Origin of the sequence: Enorma shizhengliae (genome assembly GCF_009676995.1) — a bacterium.
In the GTDB taxonomy this organism is placed as follows: domain Bacteria; phylum Actinomycetota; class Coriobacteriia; order Coriobacteriales; family Coriobacteriaceae; genus Enorma; species Enorma massiliensis.
Genome location: NZ_VTFZ01000011.1, coordinates 1 through 19,020, shown reverse-complemented (window position 1 = coordinate 19,020; position 19,020 = coordinate 1). Strand labels below are relative to the sequence as shown.

Annotated in this window: 22 protein-coding genes and 1 pseudogene; 17 read left to right on the top strand and 6 right to left on the bottom strand. The window is 59.8% G+C overall.

Going from position 1 to position 19,020, the window contains the following annotated elements; genetic code table 11:
• Positions 1–175: 175 nt before the first annotated feature.
• The 3 genes from GJE22_RS08215 to GJE22_RS08205 all read right to left on the bottom strand — a co-directional run bounded on the left by GJE22_RS08215 (position 176) and on the right by GJE22_RS08205 (position 2,546).
• Positions 176–1,153, bottom strand: coding sequence for a DUF4268 domain-containing protein (locus GJE22_RS08215; RefSeq protein ID WP_144688732.1), 978 nt, complete (start codon positions 1,151–1,153; stop codon positions 176–178).
• Positions 1,154–1,473: 320 nt separating this feature from the next.
• Positions 1,474–2,079 carry a hypothetical protein gene (locus GJE22_RS08210; RefSeq protein ID WP_144688731.1) on the bottom strand — a complete coding sequence of 202 codons (606 nt, stop codon included), beginning with the start codon at positions 2,077–2,079 and terminating at the stop codon, positions 1,474–1,476.
• A 29-nt stretch (positions 2,080–2,108) separates the two neighbouring features.
• Positions 2,109–2,546, bottom strand: coding sequence for a hypothetical protein (locus GJE22_RS08205; protein WP_144688730.1), 438 nt, complete (start codon positions 2,544–2,546; stop codon positions 2,109–2,111).
• Between the two features lie 195 nt (positions 2,547–2,741).
• On the opposite strand from GJE22_RS08205, the gene GJE22_RS08200 reads away from it, so the two are divergent.
• From GJE22_RS08200 to GJE22_RS08185, 4 genes are all read left to right on the top strand, one after another.
• A complete protein-coding gene (locus GJE22_RS08200) occupies positions 2,742–3,407 on the top strand; it encodes a hypothetical protein (RefSeq protein ID WP_144688729.1) in 666 nt (221 codons plus the stop codon).
• Between the two features lie 145 nt (positions 3,408–3,552).
• Positions 3,553–4,110 (top strand): hypothetical protein, encoded by a 558-nt coding sequence (locus GJE22_RS08195; protein ID WP_144688728.1) that lies wholly within the window; start codon positions 3,553–3,555, stop codon positions 4,108–4,110.
• A gap of 182 nt (positions 4,111–4,292) precedes the next feature.
• Positions 4,293–4,607 (top strand): hypothetical protein, encoded by a 315-nt coding sequence (locus GJE22_RS08190; protein ID WP_144688727.1) that lies wholly within the window; start codon positions 4,293–4,295, stop codon positions 4,605–4,607.
• A gap of 74 nt (positions 4,608–4,681) precedes the next feature.
• Positions 4,682–5,167, top strand: coding sequence for a hypothetical protein (locus tag GJE22_RS08185; protein WP_144688726.1), 486 nt, complete (start codon positions 4,682–4,684; stop codon positions 5,165–5,167).
• 50 nt (positions 5,168–5,217) lie between these two features.
• On the opposite strand, the gene GJE22_RS08180 is transcribed toward GJE22_RS08185, so the two are convergent.
• Positions 5,218–5,886: an MBL fold metallo-hydrolase gene (locus GJE22_RS08180; protein WP_144688725.1), complete on the bottom strand. Its 669-nt coding sequence runs from the start codon at positions 5,884–5,886 to the stop codon at positions 5,218–5,220.
• A gap of 187 nt (positions 5,887–6,073) precedes the next feature.
• On the opposite strand from GJE22_RS08180, the gene GJE22_RS08175 reads away from it, so the two are divergent.
• From GJE22_RS08175 to GJE22_RS08125, 11 genes and pseudogenes are all read left to right on the top strand, one after another.
• Entirely contained in the window at positions 6,074–6,595 is a 522-nt protein-coding gene (locus tag GJE22_RS08175; RefSeq protein WP_144688724.1) for a hypothetical protein, read from the top strand.
• A gap of 158 nt (positions 6,596–6,753) precedes the next feature.
• Positions 6,754–7,443 carry a response regulator transcription factor gene (locus GJE22_RS08170; RefSeq protein WP_218957903.1) on the top strand — a complete coding sequence of 230 codons (690 nt, stop codon included), beginning with the start codon at positions 6,754–6,756 and terminating at the stop codon, positions 7,441–7,443.
• A gap of 132 nt (positions 7,444–7,575) precedes the next feature.
• Positions 7,576–9,372, top strand: a complete 1,797-nt coding sequence (locus GJE22_RS08165) for a HAMP domain-containing sensor histidine kinase (RefSeq protein ID WP_186297448.1) — start codon at positions 7,576–7,578, stop codon at positions 9,370–9,372.
• 228 nt (positions 9,373–9,600) lie between these two features.
• Entirely contained in the window at positions 9,601–10,269 is a 669-nt protein-coding gene (locus GJE22_RS08160; protein WP_144688722.1) for a DUF4867 family protein, read from the top strand.
• Positions 10,270–10,340: 71 nt separating this feature from the next.
• Positions 10,341–10,703, top strand: a complete 363-nt coding sequence (locus tag GJE22_RS08155; RefSeq protein WP_144688721.1) for a NifB/NifX family molybdenum-iron cluster-binding protein — start codon at positions 10,341–10,343, stop codon at positions 10,701–10,703.
• An 81-nt stretch (positions 10,704–10,784) separates the two neighbouring features.
• The gene (locus tag GJE22_RS08150) at positions 10,785–10,946 is read left to right on the top strand and encodes a MerR family transcriptional regulator (RefSeq protein WP_154324157.1); all 162 of its coding nucleotides are present in this window, start codon (positions 10,785–10,787) and stop codon (positions 10,944–10,946) included.
• 9 nt (positions 10,947–10,955) lie between these two features.
• A complete protein-coding gene (locus tag GJE22_RS08145) occupies positions 10,956–11,471 on the top strand; it encodes a hypothetical protein (RefSeq protein WP_144688720.1) in 516 nt (171 codons plus the stop codon).
• Positions 11,428–11,967 carry an InlB B-repeat-containing protein gene (locus GJE22_RS08140; RefSeq protein ID WP_144688719.1) on the top strand — a complete coding sequence of 180 codons (540 nt, stop codon included), beginning with the start codon at positions 11,428–11,430 and terminating at the stop codon, positions 11,965–11,967. The genes GJE22_RS08145 and GJE22_RS08140 overlap by 44 nt, the downstream gene beginning before the upstream one ends.
• Before the next feature lie 292 nt (positions 11,968–12,259).
• Positions 12,260–13,216, top strand: coding sequence for a tRNA dihydrouridine synthase (locus tag GJE22_RS08135; RefSeq protein WP_144688718.1), 957 nt, complete (start codon positions 12,260–12,262; stop codon positions 13,214–13,216).
• 108 nt (positions 13,217–13,324) lie between these two features.
• Positions 13,325–15,487, top strand: coding sequence for a Tex family protein (locus GJE22_RS08130; protein ID WP_144688717.1), 2,163 nt, complete (start codon positions 13,325–13,327; stop codon positions 15,485–15,487).
• A 179-nt stretch (positions 15,488–15,666) separates the two neighbouring features.
• Positions 15,667–15,975, top strand: a pseudogene (locus tag GJE22_RS08125) (peptide chain release factor-like protein); the annotation flags it as partial.
• 24 nt (positions 15,976–15,999) lie between these two features.
• On the opposite strand, the gene GJE22_RS08120 reads toward GJE22_RS08125, so the two are convergent.
• A complete protein-coding gene (locus tag GJE22_RS08120) occupies positions 16,000–16,710 on the bottom strand; it encodes a hypothetical protein (protein ID WP_144688715.1) in 711 nt (236 codons plus the stop codon).
• A 127-nt stretch (positions 16,711–16,837) separates the two neighbouring features.
• On the opposite strand from GJE22_RS08120, the gene GJE22_RS08115 reads away from it, so the two are divergent.
• Positions 16,838–17,098: a hypothetical protein gene (locus tag GJE22_RS08115; RefSeq protein ID WP_144688714.1), complete on the top strand. Its 261-nt coding sequence runs from the start codon at positions 16,838–16,840 to the stop codon at positions 17,096–17,098.
• On the top strand, positions 17,091–17,366 hold the full coding sequence (locus GJE22_RS08110; RefSeq protein WP_144688713.1) for a DUF4160 domain-containing protein: 276 nt from the start codon (positions 17,091–17,093) through the stop codon (positions 17,364–17,366). The genes GJE22_RS08115 and GJE22_RS08110 overlap by 8 nt, the downstream gene beginning before the upstream one ends.
• A 68-nt stretch (positions 17,367–17,434) precedes the next feature.
• Here GJE22_RS08110 and GJE22_RS08105 read toward each other — a convergent pair whose 3' ends face one another.
• Positions 17,435–18,706, bottom strand: a complete 1,272-nt coding sequence (locus GJE22_RS08105) for an ATP-binding protein (RefSeq protein WP_144688712.1) — start codon at positions 18,704–18,706, stop codon at positions 17,435–17,437.
• Positions 18,707–19,020: the final 314 nt, after the last annotated feature.

Genomic DNA, 19,020 nt, shown 5'->3' with positions numbered 1-19,020 from the left:
TGAACGCCTCATTCTGCTATTGTGCTATATCCCGAGATGATGAACGCGAGCTTGACACGAGGGCTGGTCGTGAATGTGGCGGCACTGTCGCATAGTCTCGCTTGATGATCATGCGCTATGCATCATGAGGAAGACTTATGGGTCGGTCATCTGTTCTCAAAAACGAGTCTTGTGTTTAGCCATCAATCGCCAGAGCGCTTGCTTTACTTTCGACCATCTCGAACTCATTCTCCAGACGAACCATCTCATTTTGAAGAGTCAAAATCATGCTAAGCTGCAAATCTATGAATTCCGGCCACTTCTCACGGTTGGCTTTGATGTCATGGCCGCCCTTATAGAAACGAATGCCTTTGCTTTTCTTGTTATATGGTGTTCCGGCAATACCGAGTGCTTGTTCAAGCTCTTTACGGCGAGAGAGGACATAGTCGCCAAAATCGGCATCGTGAACACATGTCTCAACACCAATCTGCTTCTTCTGCGTATTAATCAAAAGTACTAGATGGTATCTCGTTGAGCTCGCTCCCAAATCTGTCCAATGCTGCGCCTGTGGCTTGCGTGGTTTAAACAATTTTGAAAAGGTTTCGTTCTGGGCGGCACGATCGACGTACGTCTGCCAGTATTCGAGTTTGATGCGCCCTGTTTCCGAGAGACCCGACTTGGCTTTTTCTGCTCGCGCCCACTCGTTGGGCGATTCTACGACGTTGAAACGAGGAGCCATGGGTGAGTCGCCAATGCGCCACACCTCGATTTCAACCAAGAAGAACGCGCAGTCACTGTCTGTGTGCTCATTGAGCCATTCGATTGCGTTGCGATGTTCGTCGCGCGCATGCGCAACGACCCAAATCACCACGCCCGCGCCTTTACCCGCGGCATATGTAATGATTTTCCCCAAGTGATCATGGTTGGTATCTTCGAGCTGGTTCTCGATGACCACCTTACGCTCCGAGCCGACTTCTTGGGCGAAGATGTCTACTGCAAACGATCCGACAGAGCTTTCTGTATCTTTGAGCTCGAGCTCAATGGAACAGGCATCGCCAAGCATGGAGAGACTGTCTTCTTGTGCGAGCCACTTAGTAAAGTTAAGCGCTTCGTGTGGCCAGACATCGCGAACATTTACCTTTTCGATCTTTCCAAGTTTGGGCTGATTTGCCATGGTTTTGCTTTCTGTGCGGCGCGGTTATGAATTGGGATTACTGTACCACGAGGGTGCTGGGGAGGGGTTCAATTTGCTCGCCAGCGGGGCACTTCGTTGACGTGTATCGCCTGAGAAAAGTAGACACGGTTTGCCGACGTCTTGAACGGCAATTCGACGCCGGCATCACCGCGCAGCTCGATGCGATTGCGGGGCTGGTGGGCTGAGGGGCGCGCACAAAGGAGCGCGATAGATGCCTAGCAAATCGTGCGGCATTCACCCATATCTGGAATGCGCTCCAGATGCGGAAGATCGTTCGTGTGCAATACTCCCTTGCGCCCTCAGTTGAGCTCAGGCGCCCAATTTCGTCTAAACACGGTCACCTTGCATGTGTACACTCGCCAGCAAAATAAGGGATCAACGGGCACGTCATTGTTCCCGCCGTAGCATTCAACGCTTCTCACGCGACATACCAGGTACTCGTGAGCCCTGCAAGCTTTGAGCGCGCGGTCAAGAAATTGCGCGTCATAATCATGGTAGGGAGAGTAGGGTAGCGGGTTCCCATTTGGCAGGCAGAATTGGTAGCCAAGTTCGTCCCGCGACATCGGGCATACGCGGATTTCAAGAAGATCACCTGCCTGTATGGCAGCCACGGTGCGTTCGAGCTCGACATCCCTTTTTGATATTCCCACTTGCCACGTAGAGTCTGCCCACAGCTCGGCGATGCCAATTCTCGTTTCGCGAGGGTCGTCATCGTCCGAGAAGTCGGCGGGATCGACCTCGTGGGCAAATGCGTCCTGGCCTCGCATCTCGATGGCGTCTTCTAACGTTTTAGTTTCTGCATACGTGTCTGTTAGGTATTCGCGCGCATCCCAGGGCGAGGCATCGTATTTCTTTGGCAGCGGAAGGCCGAACTCATCAACGCCTCGATTGTTCGAATTGTCCATGTTCTTCTTCATTCTCTTAAGAAGCCTGCTTAATCCCAGAAGTAGGAATACTTCTTGAGTTCGCCTCCGCAGTTGGGGCAGCCTTGCTTTACAAGGCGCTCAATATGGCCAGATACATCGGCAGGCCTTAGAACGCCTCCTGGCCCTAAGGGGCTCTCCCCGCATTTCGGGCAAGTTTTGTCGCAGTCGTAGAGCGTAATCGGTAAATCATCTTCAATGTACGCGGTTATCTTTCGCCCCCGGATTAGCTCGCCGCACCCCATGCAGCTGAACGTTTCGAGCTCGGAGCGGAGATGAACGAGCTCTGGATTCGCTCCGTCAAGTGCGCGCTTAGCTAGCTCGCCGAGCTTTCCTGATGCAATGTCTTCAAAGTCTTCAGGGTTATCGAACGAAAGGAAACCCGATCCAAACGAGAACTGCTCCTCCCAGCCGCATTTCTCGCAAACAACGCTTGTGCCCCTGCCCATGAAACTCCTCCTGTTCTCGAGCGATTACGTTATTGAAAGTATCCACCCTCGTCCGGACAAAAAGTAGAGCGTCCCTTTGCCTTGCCTTTATTGGTGGACCTGCTATCAACGCGCTCCGTGTTTTTGTCCGCACGGCACGGTAAGGTTGCAATAAGGTGAGTTATGCTCGCGATGCTGCAGGGCGAGGAGGTTCATATGGATACGCTCGGCAATATAGGCTTCAGGCAGCTCTTTCATCGGCTTGTGCTTTTGAAGGCTCCCGGCATCAAAGACTTGTTTGTAGAGGATCTCAAAGCTCCCGATGGGTTCGATGCTGTGTTGACATATCCCTATATCGATAGGATGGCGGGCTTGACTTTCGATGTGCTGGCGCCCGCCCGTTTTGATGACGAGCGAGTGTTCGGTGGCATGGCGCTTCTTCAGGTGCAAAACCGAAGGATGATGCTTCGCCGCGGCGGTGTTCCGGATGAGACCCTTGTAAAGATTCCCAGAGATGTCGGCGCGCTAACGGAGACGTATGCCGAGCATATCGCCATGATCGATGAGCATTACCGCGATAACGAAGGAGTGCTTGCTACGCGCAGGGCAGAAGCGCTCGACCATCTCCGCAACAGGGACTTTCCAGACGATGTTAGGGTGCTGCTGGCTGGCAAAGATTATCCAAACGAGGAGGTTTGGGTTCGCCTTATGGGCATCGATGAGCCTGGCTATCCGTATGGCTGGCTCATGAACGAGCCGTATTCCGATTTTGCGGTGCATAAGGGCGATGTGTTGAGGCTTGGAATCACAAAGGATGCCAATGATGAGTTCTTGCTCTTTGCAATGGACGAGTCCTTGATGCGTGGCGTGGAAGCGTATTAACTGCCGTTGCGATTTATACATGACGCCTAACGAAGGGAGAGGTTTACATGTTTGATGATGAATCGGATGCCCTGTTGGTTTAAGTGAGCTTCGCTCGCTTGCGCGTTTTGTGCTCCAACGCAACTAGAGAGAAACGGGCTGAGGTATGTACTCTGACGAACGGCAATATGGCTGGATGGGGCTCGTGGGTTTCGAGCCACAGTTTTGCCACGAAGCCGAGGATTTGGACGAACTATGTGCCTTGGCTGATCGCGCTGTTGCAGGATGTCCGTTGGAGCATGTGCTTGTTGCCTTCAATCGTTGGGACAACGAATGGGAGTGGATACCGCCTGTGCTCATCGGTGCCAATGGGCATTGGGTGGCAATTCTAAACTCAAAACTCGATGAGGTTTCAATTTCGGTTGACGACATTAACCCAAAAAATGGTTTTGTGAACTGGGCTCGTGAGTGCGAATGGGCGAGAGAAGGCGAGATTGTCACCTTTGACTGGGCTGTTGAGTGGCGCGAATATCCAGTGCCAGAACTCATCGGGCAGACGATTCATCGAATTGAGCCTCGGGTGGAGGCGAATTCGCGCTACATTAATTTCGGTCTGTTATGCGGCGCTTCCGTTGTTCTCGACACGCACCGGTTGAATATTAATAATGCGCTTGACGAAAACGGCATAGAGGTACAGCGCATCATCGACGAACAGGGAGAATAAGAGCAGATCCGACTCGATAAAATGGACGGGTGAATTGGGGCGCCTTGCGGGTTTTTTTAGAAGAGCCATCAGGACTGTGCTCGCGTTGAAAGCCGGGATGTGGTGGAAATTGATCGCTGGCCAGGAAGAGGGGGCTTGTTACCTTAACTCTGGACGTAGCTATTAGGGTGGAGTGAGCAATCATGGCGGATTCAATGATGGACGTGATAAACCGTTTCGGCGCTTTTCATGATTACCGGCTTGGATGCCTCGAGATGGATCAAAGCGGCACCTTGTTAACCATCGAGGATCACGACGGGGCTAAATCCGTTTCGGATGCAAAGCGAGTCGGTGCCTTCCGCTTTCAGAAGATCGAATCGTTCAAGCTCTCGCTTGATTTGGTAATGGGCGCATGGATTTTCGAGGTTGAGGAAGACCACCCGGGAGAGCTGTACTTTTCGCTGGATAACGGCTCGATAGAAATCAAGGCCGGTGAGGTGTCCTGGTGTGAGGAGTAGGTATTTGCCTCGCACGCAGTTCGATTGCAGTGGCTTGTTCGTTCGCGATTTTTAGCTCGAGGAGGTCGATCCCCATGGCCCACGTCTCTTCTAAAAGCCACGGTGCCGCCGTTCGTGCATACGATATCCTCTACCTAGAAGACGCCATGTCCTGCCTTGCATGTTTCTTCGACTATGCGGTCTGGGATTACGGCGCCGAGGGACGTGAAGTCGCGAACCTCTTCGCGTCAAGCCAGCTTGCCAGACAGTTCGAAGCGGGTGCACCCTGGGTGGTTTCCGGGCGATCCGGCATCGAGCTCTTTTGGGACATGTGTCGCGAGCTTGGTTACGACGATGAACAGGCGATGATCGAGCAGGGCTTTCGGCCAGATAGGACGCCGGAGTATTGGGCGGGATGGATCGCGGCATACCTCCAATGGCGGTTTGCGCTTACGTACCGTACGGTTTTCGATGTGCTGTCGTTCGATGTGCTTGTCGACTTGTACGACCCGTGGCACGAAGCATCCGAAGAGCGTGTGGCTCAGTTGTTTGCGGAGCGGATGACAAGCTATCGGGGATAGGTGCATCTCGTCCGCATGCAGGATTATTCGGTTGTGCCGCTTGTTGAACTTTATCGTTCAACCTTCCGCACGACCTCAATCCCGGGCGCGACCTCGGCGGTGAACTCGTCGAAGTTCTCCTGCGCGCCCACGATGCTGCCGTAATGGATGGGCACCACGGCCTTCGGGCGCAGCGCGTTCACGAACACCGCGGCCTGATGCGGGTCGCACGTGTACGTCCCGCCGATGGGCACGAGCGCCACGTCGCACGCCACCTGCTCGTTATCCGGGTTCTGGTCGGTGTCGCCCGCCGCGTAGCAGCGCACGCCGTCGACGGTGAGCACATAGCCCAGCCAGCCGTTCGTCTGCGGATGCATCTCCAGGCGCTCCGGCTCCACGTTGTACGCGGGCACGGCCTCGACGGCAACGCCGGGCAGCTCGAGCCGCCCGCCTGCTTGCAACAGGTGCACGGCCGTCGTCCCGATCTCGTCCGCCACGCCGGCCACTTCGGCACCCATGCTCGCCGGCGCCACGAGTTCGGTGTGGTCGCCCGCTACGCGCGCGATGTCCTCCGGCGAGAAGTGGTCGAAGTGCGCGTGGGTTATGAACACGTAGTCCGCGTCGTGCGCCGCCTCGGCATCCGTGAGGCTGAAGGGGTCAAGGTAGATGACCACGCCGTCCTTGCTCTGGATGCGGATGGCGCTTTGCGTGAACACGCGGACGTTCTCGAGGCTGGTCATGGGCGTTCCTCCTTGGGTTGTTCTGCGCCGGGCATACCCCGTTCTTACCCCATTTGCGCGCTCAGAGCCGCGGCAGATTCTCTCAGCTTTTTCTCAGGTTCCTTCGGCATTATGACCATGCGCCCAGAGGAAGGCGCACGGATTAGCGAAAGCCGCTCGAAGCGGAACGCAAGAGAAGGAGGACACCATGAAGAAGCTCGACCTCGCCAACCCCAAGCTCGCCCTCGTTCCCCTGTGCATGATTGGCCTGTGCGGCATGCTCTTCCTGACCGGATGCGACACGTCGGCGGCAAGCGCTCTGGTTTCAGGTGCGACGAAGGGACAGAGCGTGGTAGCAGGCGGCGACGACGCCAATGGCGCGAACCAGGCTCCCGCGACCATGCAGGCTCCCGCCCCAGGCGCTACGGACTACGACGATGGCAACACCAACTACGACGACGGCGCTACGGACTACGACGGTGCCACAGACTACGACGGCAACAGCGTGTACGAATCGGGCGACAGCCTCTACGACGATTCTTGGGATGACGGAAACAGCGGCTACGATGACGGCGCTTCCGCCTACGTCGCACCCGCGCCCGCCCCTGCGGCTTCGGCACCCGCGGTCTCTGCTCCCGCTACGGGCAATAGCGGCTACAGCAACTACGACTCCGACAGCGGCTACGACTCGGACAGTGGCTACGACTCCGACAGCGGCTACGACGACTAGCGCGGCGATGTTAAAAACCCCTGGGGTTATTTTACATGCTGTAAGGAAACGGTAAGGCTTTTCGGATAGAGCTACCACTTGCCGAAGGAGGGGCGCTACGCTGCAAGGGCGAGCGCCCTTCTCCGTAGAATCGACTTGCACGGTGCGCTCGGAGCGGAATGGATGGGATTCATATGCGCGTCTTGGTCGTTGAAGACGAGGAGAACATCGTCGCATACCTCAAGGCGAGCTTGGAAGACGAGGGTTTCACCGTCGATATCGCCTGCGACGGCAACACGGGTCTGGAGATGGCGCTCACCGAGGCGTACGACGTCATCACCCTCGACATCATGCTCCCCGGCATGAACGGCTACAACGTGTGCGGCGAGCTGCGAGGCGCGGGCATCACGACGCCGGTGCTCATGCTCACTGCCAAGGATGGCGAGTACGACGAGGCGGATGCGCTCGATATTGGTGCCGACGACTTTCTTCGGAAACCCTTTTCGCTTGTGGTGCTGGTAGCGCGCCTGCGAGCGCTGCTGCGGCGCGGGGCGAGCAAGGGTTCGGCGAAGCTGCAGGTGGGTGACCTCACGCTCGATCCGGCTTCCAAGGCCGTCGAACGCGGCGGCACGGCGATCGAGCTCACGCCGCGCGAGTTCGCCTTGCTGGAATACCTCATGTACAACGCGGGGCAGGTGCTCACCAAGACGCAGATCCTCGACCACGTGTGGTCGCCGGGGTACATGGGCGGCGATAACGTCGTCGAGGTGTACGTGGGCTACCTGCGGAAGAAAGTTGACGCGGCGTTTGGGCAGCGTCTCATCCACACCGTGCGCGGGGTGGGGTATCGGATGTCCGAGCCGGCGTAGGGCGACGCAAGGCCGGTGTCCGGTACGGGTGATGCCGCTGGGACGTGCTGCCGCGTGGAAACGCGATGTCGCACGGGCGCGCCAGCGTGCATGACGCCGCGGGACACATTGGCCAGAAACCAGGGAGAGACCATGCATCTTTTCAAAAGCATTCGAGGGAAGGTTTCGGTAATCACCGTCGCGGTGTGCGCGGCTGCCATGGTCGCCATTACGGCCGCCGTTGCGCTGGCGACGGGCTGGGCGATCAGCGCCACCATCTCGGGCAGTCTTGATCAGCGCCTCGACGAGATCGAAGCGCAGGTCGCTGCCGGCCAGATGCCCGACGAACTGCGCGGGACCGGCGCCGATCTTGTACAGATCATCGATGAGTCTGGAAACGTGGTGGCGTCGAGCGATTGGGCGAGCGACGTGGCACCCATCTCGGAGGGTGGCCTGGCGCCGGGAGAGGAGCGCCGCGGCGAGCGTGAGCGCGTCTCTCTGACGTTTGATATGGCTGATGAGCAGCCTGCCGAGGACGATGCCGACGACGTGGTGCCGCAGGCAGAGGAGCGCGAGCAGGCGGATCCCTCGGCAACGCCGCAAAGTAGCCCGTCACGTCCGCAAGCTTCCGCGCCGGCAGCCTCTTCGAACTATAACAGCGGGTATTCGTCTGCTCCCGCTCCGTCGCAGCCGCAACAAGCTGCCTCGAATTACGACGACGGAGGTGCTTCCGGCTACGACGACGGGGGCAACTCCGGCTACGACGACGGGGGCGACTCCGGCTACGACGGCGACGCCTCGGCGCGCGGCCGCATCCATGCACATGCACGCCATTTCGTACAGCAGCGGCTTCCCTTCGTGGCGGAGCAGGCGGGCGCATCGTCTGCCCAGGAACTTTCGGTATCGGTCGAGGAGATGCACATCGACGCCACTACGGCACTCGGTATCGAAGCACCGATCCTCGTGGTGGAGCGCGGCGTCCAGACGCCCGATGGCGTGGTTACCATCGCCGCGCTGACGTCGCTCGCTCCCGCGCGCGAGGCAATGAGGACGGTCGCCATCGTACTTGCCGTCGCCATGCTTGGCTCCCTGTGCGCAGTCGCGGTGCTCTCGTGGTTCGCCGTCGCGCGCACGCTCGCGCCGGTCGAGCGCATGCGCGCGGAGGCCGCGACGATATCCATCGGCGACTTGAGCCGCCGCTTGCCCGTGCCGGAGCACGATCGCGACCTGGAACCGCTGGCAACCACGTTCAATGATATGCTCGCGCGCCTCGAGGCTGCCGTCGCGGAGCAGCGCCGTTTCGTCTCCGATGCATCGCACGAGCTCAAGAGCCCGGTGGCGGCTATTCGCGTCATGCTCGAGACCATGCGCGACCATCCGGACGCGGTTGACGCGGATACGCTTGCAAACGACCTGCTCTCTGAAAACGAGCGTCTGGGCGGTATTGTGAGCAACCTGCTGTTGCTCGCGCGCCAGGATGAGGGCGTGTCGCGTTTGGACAAGCAGCAGCTCGACCTGTGCGACCTGCTCTATGAAGAGGCCTCGTCTTTGAAAGCGAGGGCGTCGTGCGAGGTCGATGTTTCCGGTGTGGAGCCGGTGGTGTGCACGGCAGATCACGAGGCGCTTTCGCATGCGGTGCGCAACGTGCTCGACAACGCAGCGCGCTATGCACGAAGTCGCGTGGCGATCTCGTGCCGCAATGTTGAGAACGCGGACGGCGAATTCGTCGAGATCGTTGTGAGCGATGATGGGCCGGGTATCCCGGAACAGGATCGCGAGCGCGTGTTCGGTCGGTTCGTACGCCTGGAAGAGGGTCGTTCACGCAAGAGCGGCAGTACCGGGCTGGGTCTTTCTGTGGTGCGGACGATCGCGCGGCAGCATGGCGGCGATGCGCGCTTTATCGACCCCGAACTCGGCGGCGCGAGCATCGCGATTCGCATCGAGGCGTAACCGAGAGCCCCTTCGACGCCTCCTCTCTATCTGTTTTGAACTGCGCCACCAAAGCTGACATTGAGAAGCATAACTTACAGGAATTTGACCTACATCGACGATAAACGGGGATGTAGAGTGAATCTGTGCATGCGAATCGTGTGATAATCGACGCATGCGACGTTGCCGGCGCGGGTGCGCCGTCCGCGCTGCATGTCAGTCGAATCCCAGCAGAAGAAGGGGGACACCATGCTCATCGAATCTATCTATGACGAATCATTCCGCAACTATGGTCGCGTGTGGGCAGATGTTCCCGCCGCGTTCACCGAGCCCGTGGTCCACGCGCTCGCCGAGTACGCACCTTGCCCGGAGGACGGCACGAAGTACGAGGCCAGCGCCACCGCACTCGAAGAGCTCGAGGTCGCGCCTGCGTTCAAGGGGCTTCTCTTCGGCGGTCGTCCCACTCAACTGGGTTGGTGCTGCGGTCATAACACGCGTCTCAACGCCTTGGAGTACCACCGCTCCAGCGAGTTCAACCTCGGTGCGAACGACTTCATCCTGCTCCTTGCGAAGCAGCACCAGATAGAGGGGATGGGCGTCGACGCCACGCTCGACATGTCGCTCGTGCGCGCGTTCCGCGTGCCCGCCGGTGTGCTCGTCGAAGTCTTTGCCGACACCCTGCACTACGCGCCTTGTCAGACAGGCGATGAGGGCTTCCGCACGCTCGTCGCGTTGCCCCAGGGCACGAACGGCCCTCTGCCGGAGCTCGATTCTGCGCTTGCCAACGCCGGCGATGCCCCGCTCCTGTGGGCTGCCGATAAATGGCTCATCGTGCACGCGGAGAGCAACAAGGCTGCCGCCGGCGCCCACGTGGGTCTTCTGGGCGAGAGCATCGATATCGCGGAGGATATCGCGTAGTAGCCAAGTAGCATAAGGTACGGGTGCGGGCGCAAAAGCGAAGTGCCTGCAAGAAGAAAGAGGGCAACCTCATGAAGATCGCTATTCCAACCATGGGTGCGGGCGGGCTCGAGTGCGATCGCTCGGGTCATTTTGGCCACTGCGACTGCTTTACCGTGGTGACGGTCGAAGACGGCACGATTACCGCGACGGAGGTCATCGACAACCCGCCGCACGAAGAAGGCGGCTGCATGCGACCCGTCTCCCTGCTTGCCGAGCACGGCGTCGACGCGATCGTTGCCGCAGGCATGGGTATGCGTCCCATGATGGGGTTCGCTCAGGCGGGCATTACGGTTTACTTCGAGAGCGAGACCCCGAATGTGGGCGAGGTCGCGAACATGGCCGCCGCAGGCACCCTGTCCGTCATGGGCGAGGAGCACGCCTGTCACCACTAGCCTGCAAACTGTACGGTTAGGCGAATAGAATCAACGCCCTTCCTGTGCCATAGTGTTCGCAATAACGAATGGTTTGCGCGCGTGGCGAACGAACCCCGCGCCCAGGGACAGCAGGGAGGGCTTGCCGTGGAATACATGACGGTGAAGGATGCCGCCCAGCGGTGGAATGTGACGGAGCGGCTCGTGCAGCGGCTCTGCGCGGAGGGGCGCGTCGACGGCGCGGTGAAGTTCGGCCGCTCGTGAGGCGTTCCCGTGAACGCGCGCAAGCCGAACGATCCGCGCCGCGCCGATTCCGCTCCGCAAGCCGCCATGCCCCGCCCACGTCGCGTGCCCGGTTCCCATGCGAACCTCATGCCGCTCATGAACACGCCGTTTGCGCCGGGGACGTGCGCGGAGTTCGTCGATTCACTCGCGCCCGGACCGCGCCGCGATATCGCGCGGGCAGAGCTCTGCTACTTCAGCGGCAGGCCGGAAGAGGCCGTCGCCGCGGCGACGCGCCACCTTGAGAGCGAGGATTTCGACACGCGCCTTTCAGCCTGCCTCATCTGCGCATATGCGAACCTGCCGCTCGGACACATCGACCGGGCGAAGGATGCGCTCGAGGCGGCGCGCGGCGCCATCGCGGCGGAATCGGAAGGGGCTCCACAGCTCCGCGCCGCGGAGGCGTTCATCGCCCAGGCCGCGAGCGTGCTTCTGCATCTGCCTGCGCCCGAGGGACTGCCTCATGCGCAGGACGTGCTGCCGCCCGGGCTGCGGGCGTTCGCGTGATGCGAACGGGCATTTCTCCGGCTGGACGCAGAACGGTGCTGCGGTGGGCTCCTTCGACGATCCCTCCGCAGCTCAGACCACCTTCACGATGCCGGCGGGTGCCGTCGAGCTCACTGCGAACTACGATGCGCATAGTCTGGCGCACCACGACGGACAGGATCCCACCTGCACCGACCCTGGCTGGGCTGCCTATGACGAGTGCGCCTGCGGCTACTCGACCTATCAGGAGATCCCTGCTGCCGGCCATAGCTTCGTAGACGGCGTCTGCACCGTGTGCGGCGAGAAGGAGTCGAGTCAGGATCCGGACCAGACGACCCCCGTCAATCCTGAGCGCCCGGCTGAACCCAGCGAGCCCGGCTCGTCTGAAGGGCTAGAGCAGGATGCGGCCGCCATTCCGGCTACGGGTGATATGAGCATGCTCGCGGTGGCTGCGGCGGCGGTTGTTGGCGCTGCGGTGCTCGCAGGCGGGCTGCTCGCAAGGCGGCACAGGAGCTAACGCGACGGTACGACAACCTTTATCTAGATGAGACTTTAGGGCGGATGCTTGGGTAACGGGCATCCGCCCTTATTGTCTGCCGTGCGCTGCATGCCAAGTCTCACTTCAAGACTCTCCGCAAGACGCTCCATCGTGCCTCTCTATGCTGGGCCATTGAACCGGTTTCGGTTTAGGCAAGGCGGCGAGCGCTTCTTCGCCGTATGCAGTCCGCGCTACAATGTCTCCATTTGATGGTAGCCGCCCTCGATGCGGCTTAGGTGCCGCGGCAGGAGGGAAAGGGGAGCCGACGCCGATGTTATTCTCGCTTGCCCCCATGGAGGGGATCACGGGAAGCGTATTTCGCAGGGTCCACGCGGAGTGCTTCGGCGCCCTCGACCGCTACTACACTCCGTTCCTCGCTCCGCCGCAGGTAAGCTCTTCGTTTGGCGGCAAGGCGTATAAAGAGGTCGACCCGGAGCGCAACCAAGGTCTCGACGTAGTTCCGCAGCTGCTCACCAACGATGCAGACAAGTTCGTGTGGGCGACGCAGGTGCTTGCCGATATGGGCTATGCGGAGGTGAACTTGAACCTGGGGTGCCCTTCCGGGACGGTCGTTGCCAAGGGGAGGGGTGCCGGCTTTCTCAGAAACCTCGGGGAACTCGAAGGGTTCCTGCAGGAGGTATGCGACCGGTCGCGTCTTCCGATTTCGGTCAAGACGCGGGTCGGTGTGCTGGAAGACACTGAATACGAGAAGATCCTCGAGCTGTACTGCCGCTTCCCGCTCCAGGAGCTCATCGTCCATCCTCGTGTTCAGAAAGATCGCTACCAGGGCGTTCCGCGCCTGGAGCTCTACGGCGAGACGCTCAGACGGGCCCCGTTTCCAGTGGCGTATAACGGGGACATCTTTGGGACCGATGACATGGCGGCGTTACTCGAGGCGTATCCGGAGACGCGCCACGTGATGCTCGGCCGCGGCACCCTCTCCAACCCCGCGCTGGCGCGCATGCTCAACGGCGGGCAGGCTGCCACAGCAGCCGAGCTCAAGCACTTCCACGACAAGCTCTTCTGCGCCTATGAGGAAGAGATCGGCGGCAACGCGGTGTTTCGCATGAAGGAATGGTGGTTCTACGCCAAATATTCCTTCGCAGACCCGCAGGTCGTGCATCGCGCGGTGCGGAAAGCTCGCAAGGTGGGGGAGTACGAGGAAGCGGTCGAGCGCGTGTTCCAGACGCAGGGGCTGAGCGCGGAGCCGCGCTTCGGGGGGTTCTAGGCGGATGCTTCCTGCCGGGCATCCCGGCGACCGGTCCCGTCCGGTTGCCCCTGTCCGCGTGGGCGGGTATCCTAGTCACTCCAACATCGAATGGTCTGGAGTCATTGCATGGACATAACCCTCACGCTCGCAGAAGAGCTGAACCTCAAGCCTGCTGCCGTTCAGGCGGCCATCGACCTTATCGACGAGGGCAACACGATTCCCTTCATCGCGCGCTACCGCAAGGAAGCCACGGGCGGTATGGACGACGTCGCGCTCCGCACGCTGGGCGACCGCCTCACCTACCTGCGCAATCTCGAGCAGCGCAAAGAGGACGTGATCATCCTCATCAACGCCCAGGGCAAGCTCACGCCCGAGCTCGAGGCCGAGATTCGCTCTGCCACACAGCTCCAGCGCGTCGAGGACCTCTACAAGCCCTACCGCAAGAAGCGCCAGACGCGCGCGCAGAAGGCCCGCGAGGCGGGGCTCGAACCGCTCGCCAACATGATCATCATGCAGGTCACGCCCAAGGGCGGTGCGACTCCGATCGACGCGGCCGCCGCATACGTTACCGCCGAGGCGGCCGAGGCCGGTTACGACACGCCCGAAAAGGCCCTTGCGGGTGCTCAGGACATCGTGGCCGAGACGGTTGCCGAGGACCCGGAGAATGTTGCCGACCTGCGTTCCTTCACCGAGGGCACGGGTGAAATCGTCGCGGCTGCGGTGGATGCGGACGAGAAGACGCCGTACGAGCCCTACTACGATTTCTCCGAGCCGGCGCGCAAGATTCCCAACCATCGCATCCTCGCCATCGACCGCGGCGAGCGCGAGGGCAAGCTTCGCGTGCGCGTGGGCGTGGACGCGCAAGTTGCCGTTACGCGCCTCGGTTCCCGCTGGCCGCGCCGTCAGGGCCCCTTCGCCCCGGTGCTCGACGCCGCCATCGCCGACGGCTACAAGCGCCTCATGGCGCCCTCGCTCGAGCGCGAGCTCCGCGCTAAGCTCACGGTCCGTGCGCAGACGGACGCTATCAAGGTCTTCGGCAAGAACCTCGAGAGCCTGCTCTCGGCCCGTCCGGTGCGCGGCGCGCGCGTGATCGCGCTTGACCCTGGTTTCCGCACGGGCTGCAAGGTCGCAGTGCTGGACGAGACGGGCAAGTTGCTCGATCACGGTGTCGTGTACCCTACCAAGCCGCGCCATGACGTAGCGGGCACCAAGCGCGAGCTGGCGCGTCTGGTGAAGAAGCACCATATCAACACCATCGTGATCGGCAACGGTACGGCGAGCCGCGAGACCGAGGAAGTTGTCTCCGAGTTCATCGCCGAGCAGGCGCCCGATCTGCGCTATACCATCGTGAACGAGGCCGGCGCGTCCGTGTATTCGGCGAGCGAGCTGGCGAGTGCGGAGTATCCGGAGCTCGATGTGACCACGCGTGGTGCCATGAGCCTGGGCCGCCGCCTGCAAGACCCGCTGGCCGAGCTCGTGAAGATTCCGCCGCAGTCCATCGGCGTGGGCCAGTACCAGCACGACCTCGATCAGGCCGAGCTCTCGCGCACGCTTGGCAACGTGGTGGAGGACGTGGTGAACCGCGTGGGCGTGGACGTGAACACAGCGAGCGCGAGCCTGCTGAGCTACGTTTCCGGCATCACGCAGCCGGTGGCGAAGAACATCGTGGCGTACCGCGAGGAGAACGGCGTGTTCACCGACCGCAACCAGCTCAAGAAGGTGCCCAAGCTTGGGCCGAAGGCCTTCGAGCAGTGCGCGGGGTTCTTGCGCATCTCGGGCGGTAAGAACCCGCTCGATGCGACGAGCGTGCACCCGGAGAGCTATGCGGTTGCCACGCAGGTGCTCGAGCGTGCCGGCGTGACGGCGGCGGACCTCGCGGCGGGCGGCATCCCGGACATCGATAAGCGCGTGGGCAACGTGGGCGCGCTCGCGGGCGAGCTGGGCTGCGGCTTCATGACGCTCATCGATATCGTCGACGAGCTCAAGAAGCCCGGCCGCGACCCGCGCGACGATGCGCCCGAGGTCGTGTTCAGCCGCGCGGCGCTCTCCATCGACGACCTGCAGCCGGGTATGGAGCTCACCGGCACCGTGCGCAATGTGGTCGACTTCGGAGCCTTCGTGGATGTGGGCGTGCACCAGGACGGCCTCGTGCACATCTCCAAGCTGGCGAAGCGCTTCGTAAAGCACCCGAGCGACGTGGTGGCCGTGGGCGACACCGTGAAGGTGTGGGTGGAAAAGGTCGATCGCGACCGCGGCAAGATCTCGCTCACCATGGTGCAGGGGAAGTAGCAGAGTGATAAAACGAACCCGGTTCGTTTTCTCACTCGGTTGCTTGGGCGTGATAAAACGAACCGGGTTCGTTTTATCAATCGAACCGGGCTCGTTTTCTCATTTCTGAGAGGGGGCGCATCGTGAACTGGCAAGATTACGCGCGCTACGCTCGACAGAGTGCCGACGAGCTCGCGCGCGACTGCGAGGTGCAGGTGTTCCGGGCGAAGGGCCCGGGCGGTCAGGGCGTGAACACCACGGATTCCGCGGTGCGCATGACGCATGTCCCCACGGGCATCACCGTGACCGCGCGCGAGACGCGCAGCCAGTTCCAGAACCGCCAGCTTTGCCTGCAGAAGATTGCGTCGATCCTCAAGCGCCGCGCCCAGCCGCCGCGCGTGCGCAAGAAGACCAAGGTGTCCAAGGCCGCGCGCGAACGCCGGCTGGCGGATAAGCACCATCGGTCCCAGTTGAAGCGGCAGCGCGGCCGCGCCGGGGATGAGTGGTAGGAGCGGACAGGCTCATTCCATGTGCTATCCAACAATGCGCGCATCGGTAACAAAGTCGTATACGGTCCATGTCGTGTCTGGTGAAGCCGGTGCGCAGGTGCCCGTCATTGCCTTTATTTCGGTTACTTCGCAGACAATGCGCTGGCCTCGCCTAAGGCGCAGGAACGCGCGCTCAAGCGTGAGGCTGTTGAAATCGTAGTAGGGAGAGAACGGAAGCAATGTTCCGTCGGCATCGCGGAATTGAACGTATTTAGTTCCATTCGGATTGGATTCGAAGTGTGCGAACAACTTGTCCCCAACGCCGACAGAATTCATGGCAAGTAGATAGGCGGTTTCGATTGGCCCTCCACCAATAAGGCTGCTTGCCCAGATTTCTATACGTCCCACGTAGGCTGGGTCATCTCGTTCGAAATCTTCCGGCGTCGCATGCCTGAGTTCATGGATTTGGCCACGAGTTTCTATTCTTTGGTTAATGGTTTGTGCGCTTGCATATACCGTATCGGTGAAGTAATCTCGGGCGTCTACCCCCATCCACTCCGGTTTTCCCGGCGTCGGAGGATTCAGGGGCGGGTTGACGAGTGCAACTTCGTCCTCATAGAGCGTAGTAGGGGCTCCGCCTTCGTCGATTGCGAGGAAGTAAGACTCTCCAACCTGGAGAACGGTAAACACCTGTCCGATTTCGACGTCCCGATCTGGGTTAAGCCCAGCGCGGGAGCCGACGTAGCGTATTTTCATGGCCTAACCTCCCTGATGTGATGGTATACCGTCCCGACTAGAATGGCCGGGCGGTCTGTGTAAAAGGTGCGCTCCGTAGCTACAGCCATGTACGGGTATAATTATCGATGCGCTAAGGAGGTGCACCATGTTCTACAACTATGTTGAACTTGAAGATGGAACACAGGTCGCATATTCCAATGTGCTGGATGGCGGTATAGTCGAAGTGTCGATCGAGCGACCGATTGAGCTTGGCTTCGATTCGGCGCGATGCATGCTTCCAGCGTTTGAGTGGTCAGACATCGATGGCTTCGACGATGAGGATCTGGCGTACCTCGATTCTTTTATCCATAACAATGCCCCACTCATTCTTCGATTGGCACGCGAGGCGTCGAAGACCTATGCCTAGGCTATTCCTGTTCCAGGGCTTTGCAATCTTTTTCTGGACTGGCGAAGATGGCGAGCCGGTTCATGTTCATGTTGCAAAGGGGCATCCTTCAGCACATGCCACGAAGATATGGCTTACTCGCAACGGTGGATGCTTGCTTGCAAGTAATGGAAGCAAACTTACAAAGCGCGAGCTTGCCGATGTAATGGACTTCGTCATGGCGAACCATGCCGATATCTGCCGGCGTTGGTGCGACTACTTTCATGGGGTTATCTCGTTCTATAAGTAGCTCATGTCACATGATGTGCTATGGCGTGCTTCGTTATCGGGTGCACCCGCAGCGAGGAACAGCGTGCACTAAATCGCCCAAGCCGGAAATGCCCACGCCCGTTCGCTTACGGGGAATGTGTCCTGAACCATGCAGACGATGACACCTGTCCCAATTTCGCGTTTGAACATCGAGAGTTCTGGTGCCACGTCGGGTGCGGTGACTGGGTCTAAGACGTTTAGGTTGCGCGCGTCTTTACGCGAGGGCGACGCCGTTTTCTTCACCTCGATGGGGAAGAGCGTCCCGTCACGCTCCATAAGCAGGTCGATTTCCTTCTTATCGTTGTTGCGGAAGAAGTAGAGTGGCGCTCGCTGCCCAGCGTTGAGAAAGCTCTTGTAGATCTCTCCAAAGGCATGGGTCTCGAAGATCTGCCCGCTCATGGCGCCAGCTTCAAGAGCCTGTGGACTGGTCCAGCCGGTGAGATACGCTGCCAAGCCGGTGTCGAGAAAATGCATGATCGGCTGTTTGGATAGACGCTTTAGCAAGTTGTTCGCATACGGTTCGACAATCTTCACGATATACGAGCTTACGAGCAAAGAGATCCATGTTTTGGCCGTTTTCTCGTCGATGTCTGCGATGCGCGCGAGTTCTGCATAGACCACGGGCTTCGAGGTGAGCGCGGCGCAGGCGGTCATGAAGCGGCGAAACTTCAACTCGTCGCCAATCCGTGAGAGGTCGCGGATATCGCGCATGATGTATGTGTCGAGATATGACTCGTAAGCGCCTGCGCGCAGATCTTCCGGCAGGGAACGAATGCCCGGAAGCGAGCCGGCGCAGATGCGATCGTATGCTTCCATCACGTCATATTGCATAGATGCGGTTGCACGGCGCACGAAGTAATCCCTGCCAGGAGAGAATGGCTCAGAGGGAACGCCAGAAATCTCAGCACCGGAGAGGCCGAGCATCTCGATGACGCCGACGCGCCCCGCAAGCGATTCAGAGACTTCCTTCATGAGATGGAATGGCTGGGAACCGGTGAGCCAGACGGTTCCGGTCTGGTCGGATGCGTCGACGATTTCCTTGATGTAGGGGAGAAGTTCCGGCGCCTTCTGGATTTCGTCGATGAGAACGGGCGGACGATAGCGCTGGAGAAAGAGCGCAGGGTCCTCCTTTGCCGTTTGCAGGATGGCGGTGTTGTCGAGAGTCACGTAGGCTCGCTCGTGGCCAGCGTGAGCGTCTTCTTCCATGAGGTGTTTAAGCATAGTTGTCTTGCCCACTTGGCGTGGACCGGTGACTACAACAACTTTGAAGTGCTCTGAGTATCTGCGAACAAGCGGTTCTAGCGCGCGGGTAATATACATGCTGGCCTCAAATCCTCTCAAATCCGGAATCAATTCCGGATTTGAGAGGATTATAGCAAAAGCGATGAAGCTAGGTCGAGCGTCTGCGGCTTTCGCCCTCGTTGGAAATCAATCCCTTTGTTTGTTCGCCCTAAATCATCGCCCTGTCAGGGTCAGCAAGGAGTCTGCTGGGTATAATCGAGTGTCAAGAGACCTGCTATTAGGAGTCAAGGGTAATTCCGGAGACTTTTGATAGGAACCTTGAAAACCGGATATGGGATAAAGGGCGCGAACGGTCACCTCTTCTGCGAGAGGTGACCGGGGAGATGCCCGGC

Excerpts from the sequence above, each read along its gene's own strand:
- GJE22_RS08115 (WP_144688714.1), top strand. The coding sequence starts at position 16,838 with ATGTTCTACAACTATGTTGAACTTGAAGATGGAACACAGGTCGCATAT.
- GJE22_RS08120 (WP_144688715.1), bottom strand. The coding sequence starts at position 16,710 with ATGAAAATACGCTACGTCGGCTCCCGCGCTGGGCTTAACCCAGATCGG.
- GJE22_RS08185 (WP_144688726.1), top strand. The coding sequence starts at position 4,682 with ATGGCCCACGTCTCTTCTAAAAGCCACGGTGCCGCCGTTCGTGCATAC.
- GJE22_RS08110 (WP_144688713.1), top strand. The coding sequence starts at position 17,091 with ATGCCTAGGCTATTCCTGTTCCAGGGCTTTGCAATCTTTTTCTGGACT.
- GJE22_RS08210 (WP_144688731.1), bottom strand. The coding sequence starts at position 2,079 with ATGGACAATTCGAACAATCGAGGCGTTGATGAGTTCGGCCTTCCGCTG.
- GJE22_RS08135 (WP_144688718.1), top strand. The coding sequence starts at position 12,260 with ATGTTATTCTCGCTTGCCCCCATGGAGGGGATCACGGGAAGCGTATTT.
- GJE22_RS08165 (WP_186297448.1), top strand. The coding sequence starts at position 7,576 with ATGCATCTTTTCAAAAGCATTCGAGGGAAGGTTTCGGTAATCACCGTC.
- GJE22_RS08215 (WP_144688732.1), bottom strand. The coding sequence starts at position 1,153 with ATGGCAAATCAGCCCAAACTTGGAAAGATCGAAAAGGTAAATGTTCGC.
- GJE22_RS08205 (WP_144688730.1), bottom strand. The coding sequence starts at position 2,546 with ATGGGCAGGGGCACAAGCGTTGTTTGCGAGAAATGCGGCTGGGAGGAG.
- GJE22_RS08105 (WP_144688712.1), bottom strand. The coding sequence starts at position 18,706 with ATGTATATTACCCGCGCGCTAGAACCGCTTGTTCGCAGATACTCAGAG.
- GJE22_RS08170 (WP_218957903.1), top strand. The coding sequence starts at position 6,754 with ATGGATGGGATTCATATGCGCGTCTTGGTCGTTGAAGACGAGGAGAAC.
- GJE22_RS08155 (WP_144688721.1), top strand. The coding sequence starts at position 10,341 with ATGAAGATCGCTATTCCAACCATGGGTGCGGGCGGGCTCGAGTGCGAT.
- GJE22_RS08160 (WP_144688722.1), top strand. The coding sequence starts at position 9,601 with ATGCTCATCGAATCTATCTATGACGAATCATTCCGCAACTATGGTCGC.
- GJE22_RS08175 (WP_144688724.1), top strand. The coding sequence starts at position 6,074 with ATGAAGAAGCTCGACCTCGCCAACCCCAAGCTCGCCCTCGTTCCCCTG.
- GJE22_RS08180 (WP_144688725.1), bottom strand. The coding sequence starts at position 5,886 with ATGACCAGCCTCGAGAACGTCCGCGTGTTCACGCAAAGCGCCATCCGC.
- GJE22_RS08200 (WP_144688729.1), top strand. The coding sequence starts at position 2,742 with ATGGATACGCTCGGCAATATAGGCTTCAGGCAGCTCTTTCATCGGCTT.
- GJE22_RS08195 (WP_144688728.1), top strand. The coding sequence starts at position 3,553 with ATGTACTCTGACGAACGGCAATATGGCTGGATGGGGCTCGTGGGTTTC.
- GJE22_RS08130 (WP_144688717.1), top strand. The coding sequence starts at position 13,325 with ATGGACATAACCCTCACGCTCGCAGAAGAGCTGAACCTCAAGCCTGCT.
- GJE22_RS08140 (WP_144688719.1), top strand. The coding sequence starts at position 11,428 with ATGCGCAGGACGTGCTGCCGCCCGGGCTGCGGGCGTTCGCGTGATGCG.
- GJE22_RS08190 (WP_144688727.1), top strand. The coding sequence starts at position 4,293 with ATGGCGGATTCAATGATGGACGTGATAAACCGTTTCGGCGCTTTTCAT.